Source organism: Streptomyces exfoliatus, from assembly GCF_000725545.1.
In the GTDB taxonomy this organism is placed as follows: domain Bacteria; phylum Actinomycetota; class Actinomycetes; order Streptomycetales; family Streptomycetaceae; genus Streptomyces; species Streptomyces exfoliatus.
In genome coordinates this window covers 247,358-269,848 of record NZ_JNZP01000012.1, presented here as the reverse complement: position 1 = coordinate 269,848, position 22,491 = coordinate 247,358, and the positions used below count along the sequence as shown (strand labels likewise).

The 22,491-nt window shown below is 71.5% G+C and carries 20 protein-coding genes; 14 read left to right on the top strand and 6 right to left on the bottom strand.

Translation table 11 applies throughout. The features are described 5' to 3' along the window. The first annotated feature begins 279 nt into the window (after positions 1-279). The 3 genes from IO20_RS0115350 (at position 280) to IO20_RS0115340 (ending at position 3,756) form a co-directional block, all read left to right on the top strand. Positions 280-1,602 (top strand): ABC transporter substrate-binding protein, encoded by a 1,323-nt coding sequence (locus IO20_RS0115350; RefSeq protein WP_030545573.1) that lies wholly within the window; start codon positions 280-282, stop codon positions 1,600-1,602. A 238-nt stretch (positions 1,603-1,840) separates the two neighbouring features. Beyond that, positions 1,841-2,842, top strand: coding sequence for a carbohydrate ABC transporter permease (locus IO20_RS0115345; protein ID WP_030545571.1), 1,002 nt, complete (start codon positions 1,841-1,843; stop codon positions 2,840-2,842). Beyond that, complete coding sequence (locus IO20_RS0115340; RefSeq protein ID WP_078945780.1) at positions 2,839-3,756, top strand: carbohydrate ABC transporter permease; 918 nt, start codon at positions 2,839-2,841, stop codon at positions 3,754-3,756. The genes IO20_RS0115345 and IO20_RS0115340 overlap by 4 nt, the downstream gene beginning before the upstream one ends. 36 nt (positions 3,757-3,792) lie before the next feature. Here the strand turns inward: IO20_RS0115340 and IO20_RS0115335 are convergent, their stop codons facing one another. From IO20_RS0115335 to IO20_RS36595, 4 genes are all read right to left on the bottom strand, one after another. Continuing rightward, a complete protein-coding gene (locus tag IO20_RS0115335; RefSeq protein WP_030545567.1) occupies positions 3,793-4,821 on the bottom strand; it encodes a LacI family DNA-binding transcriptional regulator in 1,029 nt (342 codons plus the stop codon). Positions 4,822-5,043: 222 nt separating this feature from the next. Then, entirely contained in the window at positions 5,044-6,333 is a 1,290-nt protein-coding gene (locus tag IO20_RS36600) for a cellulase family glycosylhydrolase (protein WP_037635509.1), read from the bottom strand. Between the two features lie 498 nt (positions 6,334-6,831). Further along, the gene (locus IO20_RS37625; RefSeq protein WP_051874209.1) at positions 6,832-7,365 is read right to left on the bottom strand and encodes a hypothetical protein; all 534 of its coding nucleotides are present in this window, start codon (positions 7,363-7,365) and stop codon (positions 6,832-6,834) included. 6 nt (positions 7,366-7,371) lie between these two features. Further along, positions 7,372-7,878 carry a hypothetical protein gene (locus IO20_RS36595; protein ID WP_030545562.1) on the bottom strand — a complete coding sequence of 169 codons (507 nt, stop codon included), beginning with the start codon at positions 7,876-7,878 and terminating at the stop codon, positions 7,372-7,374. 176 nt (positions 7,879-8,054) lie between these two features. Here IO20_RS36595 and IO20_RS0115315 point away from each other — a divergent pair, with 176 nt between their 5' ends. The 6 genes from IO20_RS0115315 to IO20_RS0115290 all read left to right on the top strand — a co-directional run bounded on the left by IO20_RS0115315 (position 8,055) and on the right by IO20_RS0115290 (position 15,286). Then, positions 8,055-9,155 (top strand): carboxylate-amine ligase, encoded by a 1,101-nt coding sequence (locus tag IO20_RS0115315; protein ID WP_030545560.1) that lies wholly within the window; start codon positions 8,055-8,057, stop codon positions 9,153-9,155. A gap of 252 nt (positions 9,156-9,407) precedes the next feature. Beyond that, on the top strand, positions 9,408-10,454 hold the full coding sequence (locus IO20_RS0115310) for an AI-2E family transporter (RefSeq protein ID WP_030545558.1): 1,047 nt from the start codon (positions 9,408-9,410) through the stop codon (positions 10,452-10,454). Positions 10,455-10,601: 147 nt separating this feature from the next. Then, the gene (locus IO20_RS0115305) at positions 10,602-12,248 is read left to right on the top strand and encodes a glycosyl hydrolase family 8 (RefSeq protein WP_030545555.1); all 1,647 of its coding nucleotides are present in this window, start codon (positions 10,602-10,604) and stop codon (positions 12,246-12,248) included. 109 nt (positions 12,249-12,357) lie between these two features. Beyond that, positions 12,358-14,262 carry a tetratricopeptide repeat protein gene (locus IO20_RS0115300; protein ID WP_030545553.1) on the top strand — a complete coding sequence of 635 codons (1,905 nt, stop codon included), beginning with the start codon at positions 12,358-12,360 and terminating at the stop codon, positions 14,260-14,262. A 41-nt stretch (positions 14,263-14,303) separates the two neighbouring features. Beyond that, positions 14,304-14,708: a hypothetical protein gene (locus IO20_RS36590; protein WP_106978497.1), complete on the top strand. Its 405-nt coding sequence runs from the start codon at positions 14,304-14,306 to the stop codon at positions 14,706-14,708. A 95-nt stretch (positions 14,709-14,803) separates the two neighbouring features. Beyond that, positions 14,804-15,286 (top strand): SAM-dependent methyltransferase, encoded by a 483-nt coding sequence (locus IO20_RS0115290; protein ID WP_030545548.1) that lies wholly within the window; start codon positions 14,804-14,806, stop codon positions 15,284-15,286. Between the two features lie 107 nt (positions 15,287-15,393). On the opposite strand, the gene IO20_RS0115285 is transcribed toward IO20_RS0115290, so the two are convergent. Together IO20_RS0115285 and IO20_RS0115280 are read right to left on the bottom strand one after the other, a co-directional pair. Further along, complete coding sequence (locus tag IO20_RS0115285; protein ID WP_030545546.1) at positions 15,394-16,728, bottom strand: carboxyl transferase domain-containing protein; 1,335 nt, start codon at positions 16,726-16,728, stop codon at positions 15,394-15,396. A gap of 105 nt (positions 16,729-16,833) precedes the next feature. Continuing rightward, positions 16,834-17,292, bottom strand: a complete 459-nt coding sequence (locus IO20_RS0115280) for a Crp/Fnr family transcriptional regulator (RefSeq protein ID WP_030214810.1) — start codon at positions 17,290-17,292, stop codon at positions 16,834-16,836. A 230-nt stretch (positions 17,293-17,522) separates the two neighbouring features. Between IO20_RS0115280 and IO20_RS0115275 the strand changes: the two genes are divergently transcribed. The 5 genes from IO20_RS0115275 to IO20_RS0115255 all read left to right on the top strand — a co-directional run bounded on the left by IO20_RS0115275 (position 17,523) and on the right by IO20_RS0115255 (position 22,465). Then, positions 17,523-18,278, top strand: a complete 756-nt coding sequence (locus tag IO20_RS0115275; RefSeq protein ID WP_030545544.1) for an amino acid ABC transporter ATP-binding protein — start codon at positions 17,523-17,525, stop codon at positions 18,276-18,278. 75 nt (positions 18,279-18,353) lie between these two features. Beyond that, the gene (locus tag IO20_RS0115270; protein WP_030545542.1) at positions 18,354-19,202 is read left to right on the top strand and encodes a glutamate ABC transporter substrate-binding protein; all 849 of its coding nucleotides are present in this window, start codon (positions 18,354-18,356) and stop codon (positions 19,200-19,202) included. A gap of 10 nt (positions 19,203-19,212) precedes the next feature. Then, a complete protein-coding gene (locus IO20_RS0115265; protein ID WP_030545540.1) occupies positions 19,213-19,878 on the top strand; it encodes an amino acid ABC transporter permease in 666 nt (221 codons plus the stop codon). After that, positions 19,875-20,798, top strand: a complete 924-nt coding sequence (locus tag IO20_RS0115260; RefSeq protein WP_030545538.1) for an amino acid ABC transporter permease — start codon at positions 19,875-19,877, stop codon at positions 20,796-20,798. The genes IO20_RS0115265 and IO20_RS0115260 overlap by 4 nt, the downstream gene beginning before the upstream one ends. Before the next feature lie 77 nt (positions 20,799-20,875). Next, on the top strand, positions 20,876-22,465 hold the full coding sequence (locus IO20_RS0115255) for a molybdopterin-dependent oxidoreductase (RefSeq protein WP_030545530.1): 1,590 nt from the start codon (positions 20,876-20,878) through the stop codon (positions 22,463-22,465). Positions 22,466-22,491 lie beyond the last annotated feature (26 nt).

Here is a 22,491-nt window from a genome sequence, read left to right as displayed (position 1 = left end):
TGCGGCTCCATTCGCCTGGCGGCAGGGCGGGTGCGGTGCGTGTACGAGGCCACAAACTAGCCGCACCGTCACGCCCTGTCCATGAACCGGTGAAGTAGCGCGCTTCCTCACGCAGAGTGGTTACGTCTGTGCGTTTGTGGGCTCGATCGTGACTTTCGCGGGCTCGCGGTAACGATTGAGTATCACGCAGGAAATCGGCACTTTACCGGTTCACGTACGGCTGACATAGTGCCGACATCCCACCGAAGACCTGAGCCGTAACCCTGAAGGAGTTGGGCAATGGGGAAGAAGTCGATGGCGCTCACGGGCGCGCTTCTGACTGCCGCGATGCTGACCGTGGCGGGATGTGGAGGGGGAGGCGGCGCCGACGGAGAGACGGCCGCCTCCCCCGCCGACCCGAACGAGGTCTCGGGCGAGATCAAGGTGCTCACACAGCGCACCGACCTCGTTCAGAAGGGCGTGATGGCGAAGTACGCCGCCGAGTTCAACAAGGTCTACCCCAAGGTGAAGGTGTCCTTCGACGGCATCACCGACTACGAGGGCGAGGTGAAGATCCGGATGAACGCCAAGTCGTACGGCGACGTCCTCTTCATCCCCGGAGCGGTGGCCAAGAACGACTACCCGAAGTTCTTCGCCCCCCTGGGCACGACCGCCGAACTGTCGTCGAAGTACCGCTTCAGCGACAAGACCGAGGTGGACGGCAAGGTCTACGGCGTCGCCCAGTTCGGCACGGCGAACGGATTCGTCTACAACAAGGCGCTGTGGCGGAAGGCCGGCGTCACCGCGTGGCCGAAGACCCCGCAGGAGTTCCTCGCCGGACTGAAGGCGATCAAGGAGAAGACCTCCGCGACGCCGTACTACACGAACTTCAAGGACGGCTGGCCGCTGGTCCAGTGGACCGCCAACAACGGCTCCGTGGGGTGCGACGCGCAGGCGGGCAACGCGCTCGCCGGTCCGGTCTCGCCGTGGAAGGCCGGCGGTGAACTCCACACCATCGACTCGCTGCTCCACGACATCGTGAAGCAGGGGCTTTCGGAGAAGGACCCCACGACCACCAACTGGGAGACCTCCAAGGCGCTGCTCGCCGAGGGCCGGATCGCCACGATGATGCTGGGCTCCTGGTCGATCACCCAGATGCAGGGCGCGGCGAAGGAGGCGGGCGTCTCTCCGGACGACATCGGCTTCATGCCGTTCCCCGTGCAGAAGGACGGGAAGTTCTGCGCGGCCGTGGTCTCCGACTACCAGCAGGCGGTCAGCGCCTACTCGGAGAACAAGTCCGCGGCGCGTGCCTGGATCGACTGGTTCACCGAGAAGTCCGGCTACTCGGCGACGGAGGGCGTGGTGTCCGCGGTGAAGGCCGCTCCGATGCCCGCTACCCTCAAGGACTTCGTTGACAACGATGTCACGTTCTTCGACCGCTCCGAGGCGAAGACGGCGGCCGTCAACGACATCGACGACGCGGCCGAGATCGGTCTGAACAAGCCGGACTACCGCCAGAAGCTGATCGACACCGCGCGGGGCGCCGAGAAGGGCAGCCTCGAGGACTTCTTCGCCGGCCTGAACAAGAGGTGGGACGAGGCGGCGAAGACCGCCGGTTCCTGACGGACCGGCGGAACGGGCCCCGGCCGTACGACACCGGCCGGGGCCCGACCCTCCCCACAGTCGCGGGCGGGAGCGCAGAGCCCGGGGGCCGCGAGGGCGGACACCCGCCGGGGGCCGCTACGGATGCGGCCCCCACGGTGCCGGGCACGCGCTGGGGCCTCCGGGCCCCCGCAGTCACGAGCACGAGAGCCGGGCGCCGGGCCCCTGGACCCCGCAGTCGCGGACACGAAAGGCCGACATGACCGAGACAACCGACACCGCTCCCCGGGGTGCCGCCGCGACACGGCGGTCCTCCGCGGACGCGACACACAAGGGACGCGGGCGACGAGGCCCGCGCCGTGGCCCCGGAGGTGGACAGCCACGTTCCTGGCGGCAGTCGCCGCTCAGCCGGATCACGCCCTGGCTCTTCCTGGTGGCGCCGCTCGCGCTGCTGATCACGTTCACCTACATCCCCGTGGCGAGCATGATCTCGTACAGCTTCACGGACTGGGACGGGGTGAGCCCCGACCGGGAGGTCGTCGGTCTCGACAACTACGTACAGATCTTCACCCGCCCCGAGCTCTTCAGGGTCTTCTTCGTCAGCGGCTACTACCTGGCCGCGTCCGTGGTGCAGATCGCCGTCGCCCTCTACTTCGCGGTGATCCTGAGCTTCGACCTCAGGTTCCGCAACTTCTTCAAGGGCGTCCTCTTCTTCCCGTACCTCATCAACGGGGTCGCGATCGGTTTCGTCTTCCTCTACTTCTTCCAGGACGGCGGCACCCTCGACTCGGTGCTGGCCTGGCTCGGCGTGACCACCGACCACCCGTGGCTCGGGGACCCGACCTCCGCCAACGTCTCCCTGGCGGGCGTGTCGGTCTGGCGCTTCACGGGACTCAACTTCGTCCTCTTCCTCGGGGCCATCCAGTCCATCCCCGGTGAGCTCTACGAGGCGGCCCAACTCGACGGCGCCGGCCGGTGGAAGCAGTTCCGCCACATCATCGCCCCGAGCATCAAGCCCGTCATCAGCCTCAGCGTCATCCTGGCGATCTCCGGCTCCCTGTCCGTCTTCGAGATCCCCTACATCATGACCGGCGGCGCGACCGGCACGCAGACCTTCGTCATCCAGACGGTCAAGCTCGCCTTCCAGTTCAACAAGACCGGCCTGGCCTCGGCCGCGGCCGTGGTGCTGCTCCTGATCATCCTGCTGATCACCTGGATCCAGCGCCGGCTCGTGCCCGACGACAAGGTGGACCTCGTATGACCCCCGACCGCCCCGCGACCCCGAACTCCGCGCGGACACCGGCCTCCTCGCGGACCCCGAACTCCGCGCGGACCCCGAGCTCCTTCCGGTGGCGCCTGCCCGTCGGGACCTCGCTGACGTACCTCTCGCTGCTTCTCGCCACCGCCGTGGTCCTGCTGCCGCTGACCGTCGTCTTCCTGACGTCCCTCAAGACGTCGCAGGAGGTCAAGGACGGCGGTGCGCTCTCCCTGCCGGGGAACTGGCTGAACTTCGACAACTACGTCACGGCGTTCACCGACGGCAACATGCTCATGGCCTTCGGGAACACCGCCTTCATCCTGTTCTTCTCCATCGGTGGCACCGTGATCATCGGCTCGATGACGGCCTACGCGGTCGACCGTTTCGACTTCCGGGCGAAGAAGCCCGTCATGGCGCTGTTCCTGATCGCCACCCTCGTCCCCGCCGTCACCACCCAGGTCGCCACCTTCCAGGTAATCAGCGGCTTCGGCCTGGTGGACACCCGATGGGCGCCGATCCTGCTCTACATGGGCACGGACATCGTCTCCGTCTACATCTTCCTGCAGTTCATCCGCGGCATTCCCGTCTCCCTGGACGAGGCGGCCCGCCTCGACGGGGCCAACGCCTTCACGATCTACCGGAAGATCATCTTCCCGCTGCTCAAGCCCGCCATCGCCACCGTCGTCATCATCAAGGGGATCACCACCTACAACGACTTCTACATCCCCTTCCTCTACATGCACTCCGAGGACCTCGGCACGATCTCCACCGCGCTGTTCCGCTTCAAGGGGCCCTTCGGCGCGCACTGGGAGGCCATCTCGGCCGGCGCGATCCTCGTCATCCTGCCGACGCTGGTCATCTTCCTGCTGCTCCAGCGCTGGATCTACAACGGCTTCTCCCAAGGAGCCACCAAGTAGCGGCCCGCCGGCCGTCGTCCGCCGCCGGCCGGGGACTCAGACGGGTCGCCGGTCCGGCGGCGGACACGTGCTGCCCCGCGGCACGAAGCGCGCGTACCCCTCGCGGATGTCCGTGACCTCCTCGCCCTCGATGAGGGCGAGGAGGGCTTCGGCGGAACTGGCCCCGTAGGCCGCGATGTCCCGGGTGACGGCCGACAACATGGGCCGGACGACCTGGGTGAGCGGAGACTCGTCCCAGGCCACGATCGACAGGTCCGCCGGGATGGTGAGGTTCAGTTCCTGGGCCACGGACAGCGCGGCCACGGCCATGATGTCGTTGTCGAACACGATGGCCGTCGGCCGGTCCTGCGCGATGAGCAGCGCGCGGGTCGCGCGGGCGCCGGCGTCCCCCGTGTAGTCGGTGTGCACGACCGTCGCGGGCGCGATGCCCGCCTCCTGGCAGGCCTCGCGCAGCGCGGCGTCGCGGATCCGGGTGTGCGCCAGTTCCGGGGGGCCCGCCACGCGTGCGATACGCCGGTGGCCGAGCACGGCGAGGTAGCGCACGATCTCGTGGACGCTCTCACCGTCGTCGGACCAGATCGCGGGCAGCGGCCCCGACACCTCGGGCGGACCCACGGCGACGGCGGGCAGACCGAGCGCCTCGATCTCCGACGGGCGGACGTCGTCGGCCTGGAGGTCGATCAGGAAGACCCCGTCCACCCTCCGCTCGCCCCACCAGCGCCGGCAGACCTCGATCTCGCTGTCCAGGGTGGCGGCCATCTGCAGCATCAGCGCGTAGGAACGCTCGGAGAGGACGCTCTCCACCCCGCTGATGAACTCCATGAAGAACGGCTCCACACCGAGCGTCCGCGCGGGGCGGCGCACGATGAGGCCCACCGCCTGTGCCCGCCCTCCGTTGAGAGCGCGGGCCGCGCTGTTGGGGCGCCACCCCAGCTCGTCCGCGATGCTCTTGATCGACGCCCGCGTCGTCTCGGAGACCCCCGGCTGGTCGTTGAGCGCGTACGAGACCGCCACCTTGGACACGCCGGCGCGGCGTGCGATGTCCGCCATGGTCGGCCGCTTCACGCGCCACCTCTGTCTTTCCGTGGTCCGATGCCGGTGTGTCGACCCTACCGCTGCGGGACACGCCGAAGGGGGGACGGTTCCGGCGGCGCCCCGGGCCCATCGCACGAGGGGCGCCCTTCCGCCCGGTGTGGACGGAAGGGCGCCTCGTTCCCGCAGGGAGAGTTGTCAGCAGTGGTCAGTGGTCAGTGTTCTAGCCGGTGGCCGGTGGCCGGGGGTGAGCGGTCAGCGGTCCGCCGCGCTGCCGCGGACGACGCAGGAGCGGCTGTTCTCCCAGCCCCAGCCGTCGCCATCGGGGTCGGAGGCGCTGCCGCCGGCGCAGTACGGGTACCCGTTGGGCGCCGTGCCGCCGCCGGCTCCGGTGTCCGCCGCGCTGCCGCGGACGACGCAGGAGCGGCTGTTCTCCCACCCCCAGCCGTCGCCGTCCGGGTCCGAGGCGCTGCCGGCGGTGCAGTACGGGTACCCGTTGGGCGCCGTGCCGCCCGTGCCGCCACCACCGCCGGTGCCGCCGTAGACCGTGGCGGGCTTCGACGTGGCCGCGATGCCGTTCGCGCCGTGGACGAGGCGGTTGCCCCAGGTGGTCAGGGAGTCCGCGTCGAAGCCGTTGACCATGTCGAGGTACTCGACACCGCTTCCGTTGCCGCTCCACGACCAGCCCAGATAGCCGACCTTGAGGGACTGGGCGGTCGCCATGATGGCGTTCTCGTCGGGGTTGCCGTCGCTGTGCTGGTCGCCGAACTCGCCGACGACGAGGGGGAGACCGCTGTTCACGAAGTGGCCGAGGTAGCTCTGCACCTCGGCGGCGGTGTCGTACACGCCGTACATGTGGATGGAGAAGACGGTGTTGCGGTGGGGGTCGGCGGCGAAGACCGAGGCGGCGTTGTCCCGCATGGTGTGGGACCAGTCCTGGCCCCAGTTGGGAGCGTCCAGCATCAGCGCGTGGTCGAAGCCCGCGCCGCGGAGCCTGCCGATGGCGCTCTTGGTGGCATTCGTCCAGGCGGCGTAATTGCTGTTCCCGAAGGGCTCGTTGCCGATATTGACAACGACGTAGTCCTCCTGGCCCTGCAGCGCGCTCTTCACGCCGATCCAGTAGTCGACGGCCTTGTCGAGAGAGGCGGCGGCGCCGTCCTCGCCGTAGCCGGTGGTGTCGTGCACCTCCAGGACGCAGACGACCTTGCTCGCCTTGCACTGGGCGATCAGCGAGGACACCTCGGACGCGCTCGTTTTCGTCCAGCGGTCGCCGCTGGAGAGGACGACGCGCACGGTGTTGGCGCCCGTGGCGGCGATGTCGGCGATCGCGCCGGTCTGTTCCGGGTACCAGGTGTGCGCGTGGTTGACGCCGCGCATCACGAACTCGTTCCCGTTGGCCTCGTACACGCGGCCCTGGGCGACGTGGATGCCCGTGGCGGCGGCCTCGGCCTCACCGGCGGGGCCGAGGACGGGCAGCAGCAGGCCGGCCAGGCCGGCCAGAGCTGCTCCGGCGGCGGTCAGCCAGGTGCTTCGTGGCTTGTTCATGCCTCTCCTCAAAAGGGGCGTCTCCATGGGGGTACCGGCCACCGGCCGGTGGTTCATGGCGGGGATCGTGGGGATGAAGGACTTCTATGGCAACGTTGTCATCCGACTGCGTGGACCCGGGAGCCGAAGGGTGGGGTCGTCGTCCGCGCAGGTCGCCCCGTGCGGGGCGGAAAGCTCTGCCGTTGTACGGCGGGGAGACCTCGCGAGCCGTATGACGAGGGCCGGAGGTCTTCACTATGAGGCACTCGCTGTTCTGCCCCTGTCAATACTCCGGTCCATGGATATCCCTTCTCGGGGCCATATGAATGGCCCCGAGAAGGTAAACCCCCACTGAACCGAGGGAATTCGGCGGAGACGCTTGCCTCGCCTTCCTCTCCACCCCTACGGTCGCTCTTCGACCCGCCGTGAGCGGGCACCCTTTCGGAATGCGTCGACCCTGCCCTTAGCAGCGGAAATTGACCCACCGTCATGCGAGGAGGAAATGCGGAGCGGCGCTCCTCAGGTCGCCAGGGGTTCTCCTGCCGTTCCGGAGAGGGGTTGCGCGGGTCCGGGTGCCATCGGCGGGGCGGCCCATTGTTTGTGCGCGGCCGGCTGATGGACCACGCGGAGGCGGCGGTGCACCACCTGGAGTTCCCGGCCGTCACCATCGGTGAACCGGCCGGTCAGTTCGTAGACCCCGCGGTACGCCCGTCCCACCGGGAGGCGTTCCGGGGGCAGCCGGACCTCGTACGGGCCACCGGTCCGGAAGCCGCCGAGGACGGTGCGCGTGGTCGCGAGCACGGTGCCCTCGCGGACGCGGCTGTCCTCGAAGGCCACCCCGGCGATCTCCCGGCCGAGACGGAAGGTGAGACCGATGCTCAGGACCGCCCCCTCCGGGAGTTCGGGTGTGGCGGGGATGTCCGGCGAACCCGGCCCATCCCGCGTGTCAGGTGTATCTCGGGTATCCGGCGTGTCCGGGCCTCGCAAGGGCACGACGCGTCGGTCCGGCTCCTCCGTGTACAGCGAGATGTCGAGCAGCTCGAAGTCCTTCACGACGGGTCACCGTCCTTCGGCACGGGGCCGGCGCGCCGCGCCGGGCCGGCCCAGGAGGACGCGCGCCACGAGCGCCGCCGTCCCCACGGCCGCTCCGACGGCGGCCGGGTGGCGGTCGAGCGCGGTGTACGGCGAGTGCGCGGCGGCCTCGTCGTCGAACGGTCCGTGGGCGCCGTGGTCCCGGCCGCCGGCACCGTCGAGGGGGAGGCCAGAGGGTGTGCGGTGCGGTGGCCGAGGCCACGTCGGTCTGCCGGGCGTCGTAGCCCGTTCGGGCGAGGTGCCGGTCGAGGAGTCCGGGCGCGGCCCGGTGCGCCAGGACGGCCGCCGCGGTGGCGGCCCGGTACTCCCTGCGCCGCGGGTGGCGCGCGGCGCGCAGGACGGCCCGGGTCGCGACCTCCGACTGGTGGACGGGCGGTACGGGGCGAACGGCTTCGCGTGGCGGCGGACGGTCCGCATCGCGATGAGTCCCTCCGGGAGCGGGACCACCTCGGGCGACCGGATGGACCGGGTCATGGCCACGCCCCTTCGCCTCGGTTCCGCCGTATGCCTGCCGCCGCGCTTCGTCGCCGTGCGAATGCCCAGGCGGCCCCGGAACATGCCCGGCGGGACATGCCCCGGCGGTCGCGAAGGGGTGGAACCCACGCGGCCGGGTAGTCGCAGGCCCCCGGGCCGGGCGAGAGGAGACGGCCATGAAGCTCCTGACCATGGGAGTCGAAGAGGAATTCGTCCTCGTCGACCGGGCCAGCCGAGCCCCCGTGGACCGCGCCCCCACGGTCATCGCCTCGGCCGCCCGAACCCTCGGAGACCAGGTCCAGCACGAGTTCTTCAACGCCCAGGTCGAGACCATCTCCCGTCCCACGGCCTCGTGCCGCGACCTCCGCGACGAACTGGTCCGGCTGCGCGCGGCCATCGGCGACGCCGCCGGCGCGGAGCGCTGTCTGCCGGTCGCCACCGGAACGCCCGTGGTGCCGCCCGAGCAGCCGATGACCATCACCGACACCGAGCGCTACCGCCGCATGGCGTTCCGCTTCGCCTCCCGCTTCAGCACGGTCGACGGCCTGCTCTGCGGCTGCCACGTCCACGTCGGGACGCTCGACCGCGAACGCGCGCTGGCCCTGTCCCGGCGCATGGGGCCCTGGCTGCCCGTCCTGCAGGCGGTCACGGCCAACTCGCCCTTCGTGAGGCGCTGCGACACGGGTTTCGACAGCTGGCGCTCGGTCGAGTACGCCAAGTGGCCGACCGTCGGACCGGCCCCCGACCTGGACGAGGCCCGGTACCTCGCCCACGTGGCCGAGCTCGTGCGGACCGGCGCCCTGCTGGACCGGCGCATGATCTACTGGCACGCCCGGCCGTCCGAGCACGTGCCCACCCTGGAGATCCGCGTCGCCGACGCCAACGCCGACGTGGACACCGTCGTGATGCTGGCGGCCCTCGTCCGCGGCCTCGCCACGACCCTCCTGGACGACGTGTGCGAGAACCGCCCGGGCCGGTGCGTCCCCCTCCGCCGGCTGCTGCTCGCGCACGAGCTCGCCGCGCGGCAGGGTCTCTCGGGATACGGCATCGACCCGTTCACCGCCCGTGAACGGCCCGCCGTCGAACTGGTCGACCGGCTCGTCGAGCGGGCGCGACCCGGCCTGGACCTCGCCGGGGACACCGGGCAGGTCCTGCGGCAGTGGCGCCGCATCAGGGCCCAGGGCGCCGGGGCCACCCGGCAGCGGGCCGCCTACCGCAGGCACGGGCGGTGCACGGAGGTCGTGGACTCCCTGGCCGCGCTGACGGCGGCGGCCTGACGGGGACGTCGGGCGGCCCCACGGAGGCGTCGAGCAGCCGGGCGGGCTGACGGGCACATCGGGCGGCCGGATGGGGGCAGCCTGCTGTGCTCCCCGACGATGGCGGCCGGTACGTGCCCCCGTCGGCGAGCCGCGAGGGCACCTCCCTCGGCGAGCCGCGAGGGCACCGGTCGGCCGAATACCGCGCGCGTGTCGGGCGAATGTCGGGGCCGGGGCGTGGACCGGCCGGCCTCCGGTGGTACGTCGTTCGCCATGCAACCAGGCGCACCACCGACGGTGACCCCCTTCCTTCGTACGGCCGCCGCCTACGCGTGGCGGCTGCTGATCGTCGGCGTGCTCGTCTACAGCCTGTTCGCGGTGCTCGGGCGCTTCCACGAGATCGGCGTCGCCGTCTTCCTGGGGCTCGTGGTCACCGCGCTGCTGCGTCCCGTGGCCGACGTGGTGACCCGCGGGCTGCCCCGGCCGGTGGCGGTCGCCCTCACCCTGCTCGGCAGCGTCGCGCTCGTCCTCGGCGTGCTCGCGCTCGTCGGCGAGGCGGTGGCGGGCGAGCGGACGACCCTGGTGCGTGAGTTCCGGGTCGGGATCGGCCGGATCGAGGACTGGCTGGAACGGCCACCGTTCCGGCTGGACCCCGGGGCGCTCGCCGGTCTCCAGGGGAAGGTGGGGGAGTTCCTTTCCAGCCACCGTTCGATGCTGATCAGTACGGCGCTGAGCGGAGCGGGCCATGTGGTGGCCGTCCTGACGACGCTGGCCCTGGCGCTGTTCTGCGCGGTGTTCTTCATCCACTCGGGGGACCGGCAGTGGGCCTGGTTCCAGGAACAGCTGCCCCGCTCCGTCCGTGACAGGGTGGGCGTCGGCGGGCGCGCCGCCTGGCGTACGTTCACCGGCTACACGCACGGGATCGTGATGGTGGCGGCGGTGAACGCGGTGCTCGTCGGGGTCGCGCTGTGGCTCCTCGGCGTCCCGCTCGCGGTGCCGCTGGCCCTGCTGGAGTTCCTGGCCGCCTTCGTCCCGCTGATCGGCTCGCCGATCGCCCTCGCGGTCGCCGCCGTCGTGGCACTGGCGTCCCAAGGACCGCTGGTGGCGGCGCTCGTGATCGCCCTGATCGTGGTGATGGGGCAGATCGAGGGGCACGTCCTGCACCCGCTCGTCATGAGCTGGGCCGTACGGCTGCACCCGCTCGTCGTGGCGATCTCGGTCATCGCCGGCTCGATCGCCGCAGGCATCGTGGGAGCGGTGGTGGCGGTGCCGCTGGTCTCGGTGATCTGGTCGGTCCGCACGGCGCTGCGGGAGTCATGACGGACCGTCACGTCCCGCGCCCGCGCCGCCGGGCCGTGGCCCGGATCTCGTGCGGGGTCTTGCGCGGGACTTCCGGTCTCTCTACTCTCCCGGCCAATGGTTAGGAATATTTCCTAACCATTGGCCATGGAGGGAAAGGGAGTTGTCATGCGACGACGAAGCGCCTCGCTTCTCGGGCTCGCTGGTCTGCTGGCGTTGCCCCTGACGGTGATGCCGCAGGCACAGGCGGCCGACGGCCTGGTCTCCACCGGGAAGGCGGCGACCGCCTCGTCCACCGAGACCTCGGCCTTCGGGCCCGGCCTCGCCGTGGACGGGAGCGCGGCCACCCGCTGGGCGAGCCTCGAAGGGGTCGATCCCCAGTGGATACGGATCGACCTCGGGGCCAACCACACGATCTCCCGCGTCAAACTCGACTGGGAGACCGCGTACGGCAAGACGTACCGCATCCAGACCTCGGCCGACGGTTCCACCTGGACCGACGTCTACTCCACCACCGCCGGTGACGGGGCGACCGACGACCTGACGGTCTCCGGCAGCGGCCGCTACGTGCGGATGTACGGCACCGGCCGCGGCACTCCCTACGGCTACTCCCTCTGGGAGTTCCAGGTGTACGGCGCCCCCACCGGAGGCGGCGGAGGCGGGGGGACGGCCGTCCCCTTCGGCAGCCACCTCAAGCCCTACGCCGCCGGCATCCTGAAGCCCACCGGCTCCCAGGCCGCCATCGACCAGAAGGTCGTCGACTACTACAACAAGTGGAAGACCGCCTTCGTCCGGCAGAACTGCGGCAACGGCTGGTACCAGATCATCTCGCCCGACGCCGACCACCCCTACGTCGCCGAGGCGCAGGGCTACGGCATGGTCGTCACCGCGACCATGGCGGGCGCCGACCCCGACGCGAAGAGGATCTTCGACGGCCTGGTCAAGTGGAAGATCGACCACCCGTCCGCCATCAACCCCGACCTGCTCGCCGCAGAACAGGACACCGCCTGCAGGAGCGTCAACGGCGGCGACGGAGCCACCGACGGCGACATGGACGTGGCGTACGGCCTGCTCCTCGCCGACAAGCAGTGGGGCAGCACCGGCACCTACAACTACAAGGACCTCGCGCTCAAGCACATCGCCGCCATCAAGAAGGACGAGCTCAACCCCACGACCAAGCTCCTGAAGCTGGGCGACTGGAGCAGCTCCGGCGACCAGTACTACTACATCTCCCGCACCTCGGACTGGATGGTCGACCACTTCCGCGCCTTCCGCAGGGCCTCCGGGGACACGACCTGGGACGCCGTGCGCACCGCGCACCAGACCCAGATCTCCCGGCTCCAGTCGACCTACGCCCCGGGCACCGGGCTCCTTCCCGACTTCGTCGTCGACACGAACACCACCCCCAAGCCCGCCCCGGGCCAGGTCCTGGAGGACCCCAACGACGGCGCCTACTGGTGGAACGCCTGCCGCACCCCGTGGCGGATCGCCGACGACGCGGTGACCAGCGGCGACGCCACCTCGCTCGCGGCGGCGCGGAAGCTCAACAGCTGGATCAAGACGAAGACCGGCGGTGACCCGAACAAGATCGCCATCGGCTACAAGCTCAACGGCACCCAGATCTCCTCGGGCAGCGAGGCGGCCTTCTTCGCCCCGTTCGCGGTGGCCGCGATGACCGATCCGGGCAGCCAGGCCTGGCTCGACGCGCTCTGGAACAAGATGCTGGCCACCCCCGTCGACACCAGCAGCTACTTCTCCGCGAGCATCCAGCTCCAGGTCATGATCACGGCCTCGGGCAACCACTGGGTCCCGTAGCCGCACGGACGGCGCCCTAAGCCGGTGGTCCCGTCGCCGTCGCTTTCATCAGGAATTCATCGGTGCACGGAATTCTTGTCCTCCGAGCCGTACGAACGGGGGGAGCGTCATGTCGTCGAGGGGGACGCCGGAGGGCGGCACGGAACTGGGCGGGGCCGAGCGGGACGTCGCACGCCTCCGGCGCGCGGTCGCCGCCGACCCCGCCCGCCACCTTCCCGAACTCGGTTACGCCCTGCTGCGGTTCGGGTCGCTGCTCGCCGCCGACACGGACCGGAACGAGGAGTCGGTCCGTGTCTTCGGCGAGGCGGCCGGGCTGTACAGGCGGCTGGCGGAGACCGAAAGGGCCCCCCATCTGGCGGGCCTGGCCGTCGCGTTGCAGCGGCAGGCCCTCGGCCTGGGCCTGCTCGGGCGGCGGGAGGAGGCGCGCGCGGCGGCGCGGGAGGCGGTCGGCATCTGGCGTTGCCTCGCGGAGCGCGGCGTCGAGGGCAGCCGAGCCGAACTCGCCGGTGCGCTGATCAACCTGGGGAACCAGCTCGCCGAGACGGGCCGCCATCACGAGGCCCTCGACCGCGTCACCGAGGCCGTGGAGATCCGCCGCTCCCTCGTCGACCCGGTCGAGGGGACGGGGCGCGGAGAACTCGCCTCGGCCCTCGGCGACCTGGGCGTCAAACTGGGAGAGATGGGCCGCCAGGACGAGGCCCTCGACGTACTGCGGGCTGCGGTCACGACGTACCGCGCCATGGCGGACCGGGGCCGCCGTACGACGAGGAGCGGGGCGGGGGAGACCGGTACGCCCCAGGGGCCCGAGGAGCGGTCCGTCGGGGACCTGCTGGAGCACGCGGCCGTGGCCTTCGCGGCGGCCCGTGCGCTCACCGGCCTGGGACGCACCGCCGAGGCGGACCCGTACTTCGCCGAAGCGGCGGAGCTCCGCGCCGAGGCGGGCGCGCGCGAGCCGGCCGCCGTCGCCCGCCTCGACGCCCTCCTCGCCGATCACGGCTACCGGGCCACCGGGGACGGCCGGATCCGACGCGACGACGCAAGCCGGGAAGGCGGGAGCCACGGAGGCGGGAGCCACGGAGGCGGGAGCCACGGAGGCGGGAGCCACGGAGGTGGAAGCCACGAAAGCGGAAGCCACGCAGGCGGGAGCCGCCACCGAGAAGGGACCCACCATGACCGCGACCGGCTCCACCGGTTCTTCGGCCGGATCGACCGGCTGAACACCCAGGCGCTGGCCCTCGCGGACGCCGGGCGCCCGGACCTCGCCCTCGCACCCCTGGACGAGGCCCTCACCCTGAGCCGCGAAGCCGCCGCCGGCCGAGCGACGCCCGCGCTCGTCGCCCTTGCCCGTACGCTCCACAACCTCGGTCTCGTACGGGCGTGGGCGGGCCGGCGCGCGGAGGCGCTCGAAGCCGCCGACGAGGCCGTGCACCTCTACCGGCGGCTGCTCAGTACCGTGCCCGAGACCGTACGCCCGCTGCTCGCCGACGCCGCCGACAGCCTGGGCAGCCGGCTCGCCCTGCTCGGACGCCACCGGGACGCCGTCGCACCGGCCACCGAGGCGGTGGCGCTCCACCGGCAACTCGCCGAAGCCGACCCGGCCGCGTACCGGGGGGAGCTCGCCCGGGTCCTGAACAACCTCAGCATCCGGCTCTGCGACAGCGACCGGCACGCCGAGGCGCTCGCCGCCACCCAGCAGTCGCTGGAGATCCACCGGAGCCTGCACCGCGACGACCCGGGCCCGCACCTGCCCGGCCTCGTCCACGCGCTGTCCAACCTCGCCCTGCGGCTCGCCCGCGTCGAACGCCACGACGAGGTGGCGCGCCCCACGGCCGAGGCGGTCCGCCACCTCGGGGAGCTCGGACGCCTGCATCCGCGCAACGACATCGCCGCTCTCGTCGAGTCCCTGGACTGGCTGGCCTGGTATCTGCGGAAGCACGGTCACGCCGAGGTCGCCCGCGACACGGCGCGAGCGGCGGCGGACCTGCGACGCCGCGCGCCGAAGCCGGGGCGGTGACGCGGGGAACCGGGCGTCGGCGGCAGGCGTCACTTCCGGGCATGAGCGAGAACGCCCACCCTTCCCGCGATCCGGACGACGACGTCGACGCGGCCACCGACAGGGGCACCGGCGGAGGTCTGCTGGAGAGCGCCGTCGGCTGCGGCCTCGCCGTCCTCGGCGTGGCCGTCGCGGGGGCCTACGCGCTGCCCCGGGCCGCGTTCAGCATCGACGGCGGATTCGAGGCGCACGCCAGGGACTGGAGCGTCATCCTCGTCGACGTACCGCTGATCCTCCTCGCCGGTCTGCTCGTTCCGCCCATGACCTGGGCGGCGGCGTCGCGACGGCTGCCCCCGTGGGCGGCGCTCCTCGTCTGCGTCGCCGTCGCCGCGCTGGTCTACGGGGGAATCGAGGCCGTATGGCATCCGCGGCAGGATCCCGACCCGGGGTATCAGGGCCCGCTGTGAGGGAAGTTCGGGGGCTGTAGCGTTCCCGGCCGGAGCCCCTTCGGGGGAACGGGCGATCAGGGGGCGGATGTCCCTCTGGAGAGGACGAGGAACACATGGCACAGGAGCACACCCCGCTGACGGTCGTCTCGCATCCGGTGGGTCATGTGATCGGCGGGCGCGACGAGGTACGGGACGACGAGTGGGGGGACGTCGAGTCGGTCATCCGGCTGGACGCGGCCGCCTTCGGCCCCGAGGCGCTGGCCGGCCTCGACGCCTTCTCGCACCTCGAGGTGGTCTACCACTTCGACCGGGTACGGCCCGACGCGGTCCAGACCGGCGCCCGCCATCCGCGGGGCAACGAGGAGTGGCCGCTGGTCGGCATCTTCGCCCAACGCGGCAAGAACCGCCCCAACCGTATCGGTGTCTCCCGCTGCCGCCTGCTGCGCACGGACGGGCTCGACGTCCACGTGCGGGGCCTGGACGCGGTCGACGGCACGCCGGTACTCGACATCAAGCCGTACATGGCCGAGTTCGGCCCCCAGGGCCCGACCACCCAGCCCGCCTGGGCGGACGAGATCATGCGCCGCTACTACTGAGCAGCAAGCAGCAAGCAGCAAGCAGCAAGCAGCAAGCAGCAAGCAGCAAGCAGCAAGCAGCAAGCCGCAAGCCGCAAGTCGGCTGCCGAAGGGCGTCAGCCGACGGCTCAGACCACGCCCCGCACGACACCGAGGTCCAGGAGGTCCCGTGGGCGCAGGCGCAGCTGGTCGGCCGTCGTGCCCGACTCCTCCGGCGGGCGCTTGAGGATGGACGCGGCGGCCTCCGGGGCGATCACCGAGAAGTAACTGTCGGACGTGGCCCAGAGGTTGCCGGGGGCGGCGAGGGCGAGCGCGCCGCCCGAGCCGCCCTCTCCGATGAGGAGGGACGTGACGGGGACCCGCGCGGAGGCGACGGCGGCGAACAGGTCGGCGATCGAAGGGCCCGCGCCGGCGCGTTCCGCCGCCGGGTCGTTGGCCGCCCCCGGCGTGTCGATCAGCGTGAGGACCGGGATGGCGAGGCGGTCGGCGAGCCGTACGAGCCGGGCGGCCGTACGGAAGCCGGCCGGGAGGGTCGCGGTCCCGCACTGCGCGGCGTAGGCGACGGTACGCCCGTCGGGCAGCCGCCCGAAGCCGCACCGCATCCCCGGGTCGACGCCACCGCAGCGGTCACCGGAGATCTCCTCGCGGACGGTGAAGAGCGCGTCGAGGTACGCGGCCGCCCGGGGCCGCTCGGGGTGCCGGGCGCGTGCCACGGCCTCCCGGCCGCTCTCGGCGGGCGGCGTCCCGGGGGCGCCGAGCCCGCGCGGCGGTGACACGGGGCCCTCGGCGGGCTGGGTGAGCAGGGAGAGCCAGCGCCCGAGGGTCTCGCGCAGCTCGGCGGGGGGCACGACCGCGTCGACGTGTCCGTGCGCGAGCTGGGCCTCCGCGGTGTACGCGGCGGGGTCGGCGTCCGGCGGGCGGACCCGGGAGCCGGCGAAGCCGACCTGGGCGCCGGGCAGGGCGAGGACCACGTCGGACCCGGCGCCGAGCGTGGCCCAGCCGCCGCCCGTCGTCGGATCGCGCAGGACGGCGAGCTGCGGCAGACCGGCCGCCCGGGTGTGGGCCGACTCACCGGCCAGCCGCTGGAGTTGGAGGAGGGCCCGCATGCCCTCGTGCATCCGGCTGCCGCCGGTGGCCGGCAGGACGACCACGGGCAGCCGGCGTGCGCGGGCCACCGCGTGCGCGGCGGCTGCCCGCGCCCCTGTCCGCTCCCCGAGGGACCCTCCGAGGAACCGGAACTCGAACGAGATCAGGACCACCGGGACCCCGCCCACCACGCCGGTACCGCAGACCACGGACTCGGTCTCGCCGGTACGGGCGGACGCCCGTGCGTGGCTCTCGGAGTAACCGGGCCAGCCGATCGGCCCGTCGTCCTTCAACGGCCCTTCGGCGGTGGGCAGTTCGGTGAAGTCGCCGCCGGTCACGAGGGCGATCGCCTCGCGTGCGGTCGTCGGATCGCTCATACGGGCCTCGCAGCTCGGCGGCGGGTCGGGGGAGGGGCGCTGATGATCCCCTACCGTACCGCCCTGCCTGTGCGCGGCCCCGGGCGGGCGCCGCGGTCCGGGGTGTCAGGCCAGGATCCCGCTCCCGTGCGGGGCGTACAGGTCGAGGAGTCTCACCCGGGTCACATGGAGGCGATGGGCGAGGATGGCGCCCACCCAGAACGTGACGGAGACGCCGAACTCCGCGTCGGAGCGGCACATCGAGCGTACGGCCGGGGCGTCGAACTCGTACGCCCGTACCGGCGTCATCGCCTCGGCCCCCGACTGGCACAGATAGGGCGGGAACAGCCACGAGAGGCCGACCAGCTCGCCGTGGCGCAGCGTCTCGATCACCGGCGACCCGCGGCCCGGCACCTTCGCGTCGAGCGTCACCGCGCCCGTCTTCACGATCCAGAACCGGTCGGCGTGCTGCTGCTCCTCGAACAGCCGGTGACCGGACTCGAAGTGCACGTCCTCGGCGAAGGCCATCAGGCGCTCGCGGTGCTCCGGCGGCAACGTGCTGACCTTGGGTGCGGCACTGCTCATGGCGGACCCTCCTCGCGCACTCGGCTCCACCCCCAGTGTCCGCCAGGCGGCTCCCGCGCGCGCCTGCTCCCGGCCGACCGCCCCCGCCCGCCCGCCGCGTGTGACCCGGTCACCTCACGGTACGGATGGTCACCCTCCGCACACCCCCTCCGGCGTGCGTCGTGCGGGTGGAGGGCGGAGCATGAACGTGAGGAGGGAGCGGCTACGGGGGCGTGAGCCAGGAGGCTGCCATGCCCGTCCCGGAAGGCGGAGACGCGCTCGTCGTGCTGCGCGGGGTCGACAAGCACTTCGGAACCCTGCACGTCCTCCAGTCCATCGACCTGACCGTCCACCGAGGCGAGGTCGTCGTCGTCATCGGGCCGTCCGGCGGTGGCAAGTCGACGCTCTGCCGCGCGATCAACCGCCTGGAGACCATCGACAAGGGCGAGATCGTCGTCGACGGGCGCCCCCTGCCCGCCGAGGGACGCGACCTCGCCGCGCTGCGGGCCGACGTCGGCATGGTCTTCCAGTCCTTCAACCTCTTCGCGCACAAGACGGTGCTCGGCAACGTCACGCTGGGCCAGATCAAGGTCCGCAAGAAGGACCGGAAGGCGGCCGAGCAGCGCGCCCGCGCGCTCCTCGACCGGGTCGGCGTCGCCTCGCAGGCGGACAAGTACCCGGCGCAGCTCTCCGGCGGCCAGCAGCAGCGCGTGGCCATCGCGCGCGCCCTCGCCATGGATCCGAAGGTGATGCTCTGCGACGAGCCGACCTCCGCGCTCGACCCCGAGATGATCAACGAGGTCCTGGAGGTGATGCAGCAACTCGCCAGGGACGGGATGACGATGGTGGTCGTCACCCACGAGATGGGCTTCGCCCGTTCCGCGGCCAACCGCGTCGTCTTCATGGCCGACGGCAGGATCGTCGAGGAGACGACCCCGGACGAGTTCTTCAACAATCCCCGCAGCGACCGTGCCAAGGACTTCCTGTCCAAGATCCTCCACCACTGAGCCACCGGGCCACGGCCGCACATCGAGCCGCCGCCGGCGCCCGACCAGCAGCCCCCAGGGGTGATCCTCATGATCATGAACCCGACCAGGACCGGCAGGGCCGTCGTGGCCGTCGCCGCGGCCGTCGTCCTCTCCGTCACCTCCGCAGGTTTCGCGAACGGAGCGTCCGGCGCGGCCCCACGCGACCACGGCGGCGACGAGATCACCGTCGGCATCAAGTACGACCAGCCCGGCATCGGCCTGAAGACCCCCGACGGCACCTACACCGGCTTCGACGTGGACGTGGCGACCTACGTCGCCAAGGAACTCGGCCACGACCCGTCCGACATCGTCTGGAAGGAGGCCAAGAGCGCGGACCGGGAGACGCTGCTGCAGCGCGGTGACGTGGACTTCATCGCGGCCTCGTACTCGATCAACGACGAGCGCGCGGAGAAGGTCGACTTCGCCGGTCCCTACCTCCTCGCCCACCAGGACGTGCTGATCCGAGCCGACGACGACTCCATCAAGCAGCCGTCCGACCTCAACAACAAGAAGCTCTGCTCGGTCACCGGCTCGACCTCCGCGCAGAACGTGAAGGACGACATCGCCCCCGACGCCCAGCTCCAGGAGTACGGCGGCTACTCCGAGTGCCTGACCGGACTCGAGAACGGTGTCATCGACGCCGTCACCACCGACGACTCGATCCTCGCCGGATACGCCTCCCAGAGCCAGTTCAAGGACAAGTTCAAGCTGGGCGGCTTCAAGATGAGCAACGAGAACTACGGCATCGGCGTCCAGAAGGGCAGCGAGCTCAAGGACAAGATCAACACCGCCCTGGAGAAGATGGTCGCCGACGGCTCCTGGGAGAAGGCCGTGGAGAAGAACTTCGGCCCCGCCGGCTACCAGAACGAACCCGCCCCGAAGATCGGCGTCATCGTCGAGTGAGTGGGTCGTCGTGTTCGACTTCCTGCAGGGGTACGACCTGGTCGGAGCCTTCTGGGTGACGGTGCAGCTCACCGTCTACTCCGCGATCGGCTCCCTGATCTGGGGGACGCTGTTGGCCGCCATGCGCGTCAGCCCCGTCCCCCTCATGCGGGGCTTCGGCACCGTCTACGTCAACATCGTCCGCAACATCCCCCTCACCGTCATCATCGTCTTCACTTCGCTCGGCCTCTTCCAGACCCTCGGCGTCAGCCTCGGCGCCGACCGCTTCACCGTCATCAACTTCCGGCTCGCCGTGCTCGGCCTCACCGCCTACACCAGCGCCTTCGTCTGCGAGGCGGTGCGCTCCGGCATCAACACCGTCCCCCTCGGGCAGGTCGAGGCCGCCCGGGCCATCGGGCTCAGCTTCCCCCAGGTCCTGCGGATCATCGTCCTCCCGCAGGCCTTCCGCTCCGTCGTCGGCCCGCTGGCCAACGTCCTCATCGCCCTCACCAAGAACACCACCGTGGCCGCCGCCATCGGCGTCGCCGAAGCGGCCCTGCTGATGCGCGAGATGATCGAGAACGAGGCCCAACTCATCCTCATCTCCGCGATCTTCGCCTTCGGATTCATCTGTCTGACCCTGCCCACCGGGCTGTTCCTCGGCTGGGTGGCCAAGAAGGTGGCGGTGAAACGGTGAAGACCCGACCCACCGTCCTCTACGACGTCCCCGGGCCGCGCGCCCGGCGGCGCAACGTCCTGTGGACCCTGCTGTTCCTGGTCGTGCTGGCCGCGGTGGTGTGGTGGGTCGTGGCGAGCCTCGCCGACCAGAACCAGCTCGAATGGGCCAAGTGGGAACCCTTCTTCACCGACGCCCGCGTGTGGGAGACGTACATCCTGCCCGCCCTGAAGAACACCGTGATCGCCGCCGCGCTGGCCATGGTGATCGCCCTTCCCCTCGGCGCCCTCCTCGGCATCTCCCGCCTCTCCGACCACCGCTTCGTGCGCGGCGCGGCCGGCACCGTCGTCGAGTTCTTCCGGGCCATCCCGGTCCTGATCCTCATGCTGTTCGCCAACGCCGCGTACTCCGAGTTCACCGACATCAGTCCGGACACCCGCCCGCTGTACGCCGTCGTCACCGGCCTCGTCCTCTACAACGCCTCCGTGCTCGCCGAGGTCGTCCGCGCCGGCATCCTCGCCCTCCCCAGCGGGCAGACCGACGCGGCGAAGGCCATCGGCATGCGCAAGGGCCAGACCATGACGTACGTCCTGCTGCCGCAGTCGGTCACCGCCATGCTGCCCGCCCTGGTCAGCCAGCTCGTCGTCATCGTCAAGGACACCGCCCTCGGCGGCGCGATGCTCGGCTTCTCCGAACTCCTCGCCTCCGTCCGCCCGATGAGCGCCAACTACGGGGCCAACACCATCGCCTGCTTCACCGTCGTCGCCGTGATCTTCGTCCTGCTCAACTTCGCCCTCACCACCTTCGCCTCCTGGCTCGAAGGCCGGCTGCGGCGCGGCAAGAAGTCCACGGGCGCGGTCGTCGGCGCCGACGCCGTCGAGGAACTCGCGACCCCCGGCGAGCACCTGGACACCCCCGGCACCCCGCCCGACACCCGCTGAGGCCCCGACACCCCCTAAACTGCGCCGCCCGGGTGAAGCCACCCATCCGGACGGCGGTGCGTGCCGAAGTACCCACCATGAACCCCACCAGGACCGCACCGGACGGGGGCCGCGAGCCCACCCGTACCGACCGTCTCCTCGCCGCGCTCGGCGGACTCGTCGCCGCGTACGTCTCGCTCGCCGTCGCGGACCTCGTCGCCTCCCGCGTACGCCCCGAGGCCGGACCGGTCCTCGCCATCGGCGACGCCGTCGTCGACCGCACCCCGGCGGCCCTCAAGGACTGGGCGATCCGCACCTTCGGCGAGAGCGACAAAGCCGTCCTCCTGCTCGGCATCCTGTCCCTCCTCGCGCTCCTCGCCCTCGGCATCGGGCTGCTCGCGCTCCGCCACCGGCTGCTCGGCGCCGCGGCCGTCGCCGTCTTCGGCGGCCTCGGGGCCCTCGCCGCCGTCTCCCGACCCGACTCGGACTCCGCCCTGGACGCCGTGCCCTCGCTCGTCGGGGCCGCCGCCGGAGCGCTGCTGCTCTACGTGCTGACCGGCGTCCTGCGCACACCCCGGCCGGGCGCCGCCCGTCAGGACCGGCGGCGCTTCCTGATCGTCGCCGCCTCCACCGGATTCGCCGCGACCGGCGCGGCCGCCCTCGGCCGGACGGTCGCCTCACCCGCGGAGGAGAACGCCGTCGCCTCCCGCGCGGCCGTACGACTGCCCCGCCCCGCGTCCCCCGCGCCGCCCGTCCCCTCCGGAGCGCAACTGAACGTCCCGGGGATCAGCCCCTTCGTCACCCCCAACCGCGACTTCTACCGCGTCGACACCGCGCTCGTCGTCCCCAAGGTCGACGCGGACCGCTGGCGGCTGCGCCTCCACGGCAGCGGCGTACGCGAGGAGATCACCCTCACCCTGAGGGAACTCATGGCCCGCAGGACCGTGGAGCGGGACATCACCCTCGCCTGCGTCTCCAACGAGGTCGGCGGCCCCTACGTCGGCAACGCCCGCTGGCTCGGCGTCCCCCTCGCCGACCTGCTCCGCGACGCCGGAGTCCGACCGCCCTCCGAAGGGGGCCCCGCCGACCAGCTCGTGGCCCGCTCCGTCGACGGCATGACGATCGGCACCCCCGTCGAGGACGTCATGGACGGCCGTGACGCGCTCCTCGCCTTCGGGATGAACGGCGAACCCCTGCCCTTCACCCACGGCTTCCCCGTCCGGATGATCGTCCCCGGCCTCTACGGGTACGTCTCCGCCTGCAAGTGGATCGAGTCCGTCGAACTCACCACCTTCGACGCCTACGACGCCTACTGGGTCCCGCGCGGCTGGGCCGCCGAGGCGCCCGTGAAGACCCAGTCCCGCATCGACACGCCCCGCCCCTTCGGCCGCCCCGCCGCCGGTACCGTCATGGTCGCCGGGGTCGCCTGGGCCCAGCACCGGGGCATCCGCCGCGTCGAGGTACGCGTCGACGACAGCCCCTGGCAGGACGCCCGGCTCGCCGCCGAGGACAGCCGCGACACCTGGCGCCAGTGGACGTACCCCTGGGCCGCCACCCCCGGCCGGCACACCCTCACCGTCCGCGCCACCGACGGCACCGGCACCACCCAGCCGGAACGGCGCACCGACACCATGCCCGACGGGGCGCAGGGATGGCACTCGGTGGTGGTCACGGTCGAGGGTGCGTAACGAACCGGTGCCGTACGCCCGTTCGC

Excerpts from the sequence above, each read along its gene's own strand:
- IO20_RS0115350 (WP_030545573.1), top strand. The coding sequence starts at position 280 with ATGGGGAAGAAGTCGATGGCGCTCACGGGCGCGCTTCTGACTGCCGCG.
- IO20_RS0115345 (WP_030545571.1), top strand. The coding sequence starts at position 1,841 with ATGACCGAGACAACCGACACCGCTCCCCGGGGTGCCGCCGCGACACGG.
- IO20_RS0115340 (WP_078945780.1), top strand. The coding sequence starts at position 2,839 with ATGACCCCCGACCGCCCCGCGACCCCGAACTCCGCGCGGACACCGGCC.
- IO20_RS36600 (WP_037635509.1), bottom strand. The coding sequence starts at position 6,333 with ATGAACAAGCCACGAAGCACCTGGCTGACCGCCGCCGGAGCAGCTCTG.
- IO20_RS36595 (WP_030545562.1), bottom strand. The coding sequence starts at position 7,878 with ATGACCCGGTCCATCCGGTCGCCCGAGGTGGTCCCGCTCCCGGAGGGA.
- IO20_RS0115315 (WP_030545560.1), top strand. The coding sequence starts at position 8,055 with ATGAAGCTCCTGACCATGGGAGTCGAAGAGGAATTCGTCCTCGTCGAC.
- IO20_RS0115310 (WP_030545558.1), top strand. The coding sequence starts at position 9,408 with ATGCAACCAGGCGCACCACCGACGGTGACCCCCTTCCTTCGTACGGCC.
- IO20_RS0115305 (WP_030545555.1), top strand. The coding sequence starts at position 10,602 with ATGCGACGACGAAGCGCCTCGCTTCTCGGGCTCGCTGGTCTGCTGGCG.
- IO20_RS0115300 (WP_030545553.1), top strand. The coding sequence starts at position 12,358 with ATGTCGTCGAGGGGGACGCCGGAGGGCGGCACGGAACTGGGCGGGGCC.
- IO20_RS36590 (WP_106978497.1), top strand. The coding sequence starts at position 14,304 with ATGAGCGAGAACGCCCACCCTTCCCGCGATCCGGACGACGACGTCGAC.
- IO20_RS0115290 (WP_030545548.1), top strand. The coding sequence starts at position 14,804 with ATGGCACAGGAGCACACCCCGCTGACGGTCGTCTCGCATCCGGTGGGT.
- IO20_RS0115285 (WP_030545546.1), bottom strand. The coding sequence starts at position 16,728 with ATGAGCGATCCGACGACCGCACGCGAGGCGATCGCCCTCGTGACCGGC.
- IO20_RS0115280 (WP_030214810.1), bottom strand. The coding sequence starts at position 17,292 with ATGAGCAGTGCCGCACCCAAGGTCAGCACGTTGCCGCCGGAGCACCGC.
- IO20_RS0115275 (WP_030545544.1), top strand. The coding sequence starts at position 17,523 with ATGCCCGTCCCGGAAGGCGGAGACGCGCTCGTCGTGCTGCGCGGGGTC.
- IO20_RS0115270 (WP_030545542.1), top strand. The coding sequence starts at position 18,354 with ATGAACCCGACCAGGACCGGCAGGGCCGTCGTGGCCGTCGCCGCGGCC.
- IO20_RS0115255 (WP_030545530.1), top strand. The coding sequence starts at position 20,876 with ATGAACCCCACCAGGACCGCACCGGACGGGGGCCGCGAGCCCACCCGT.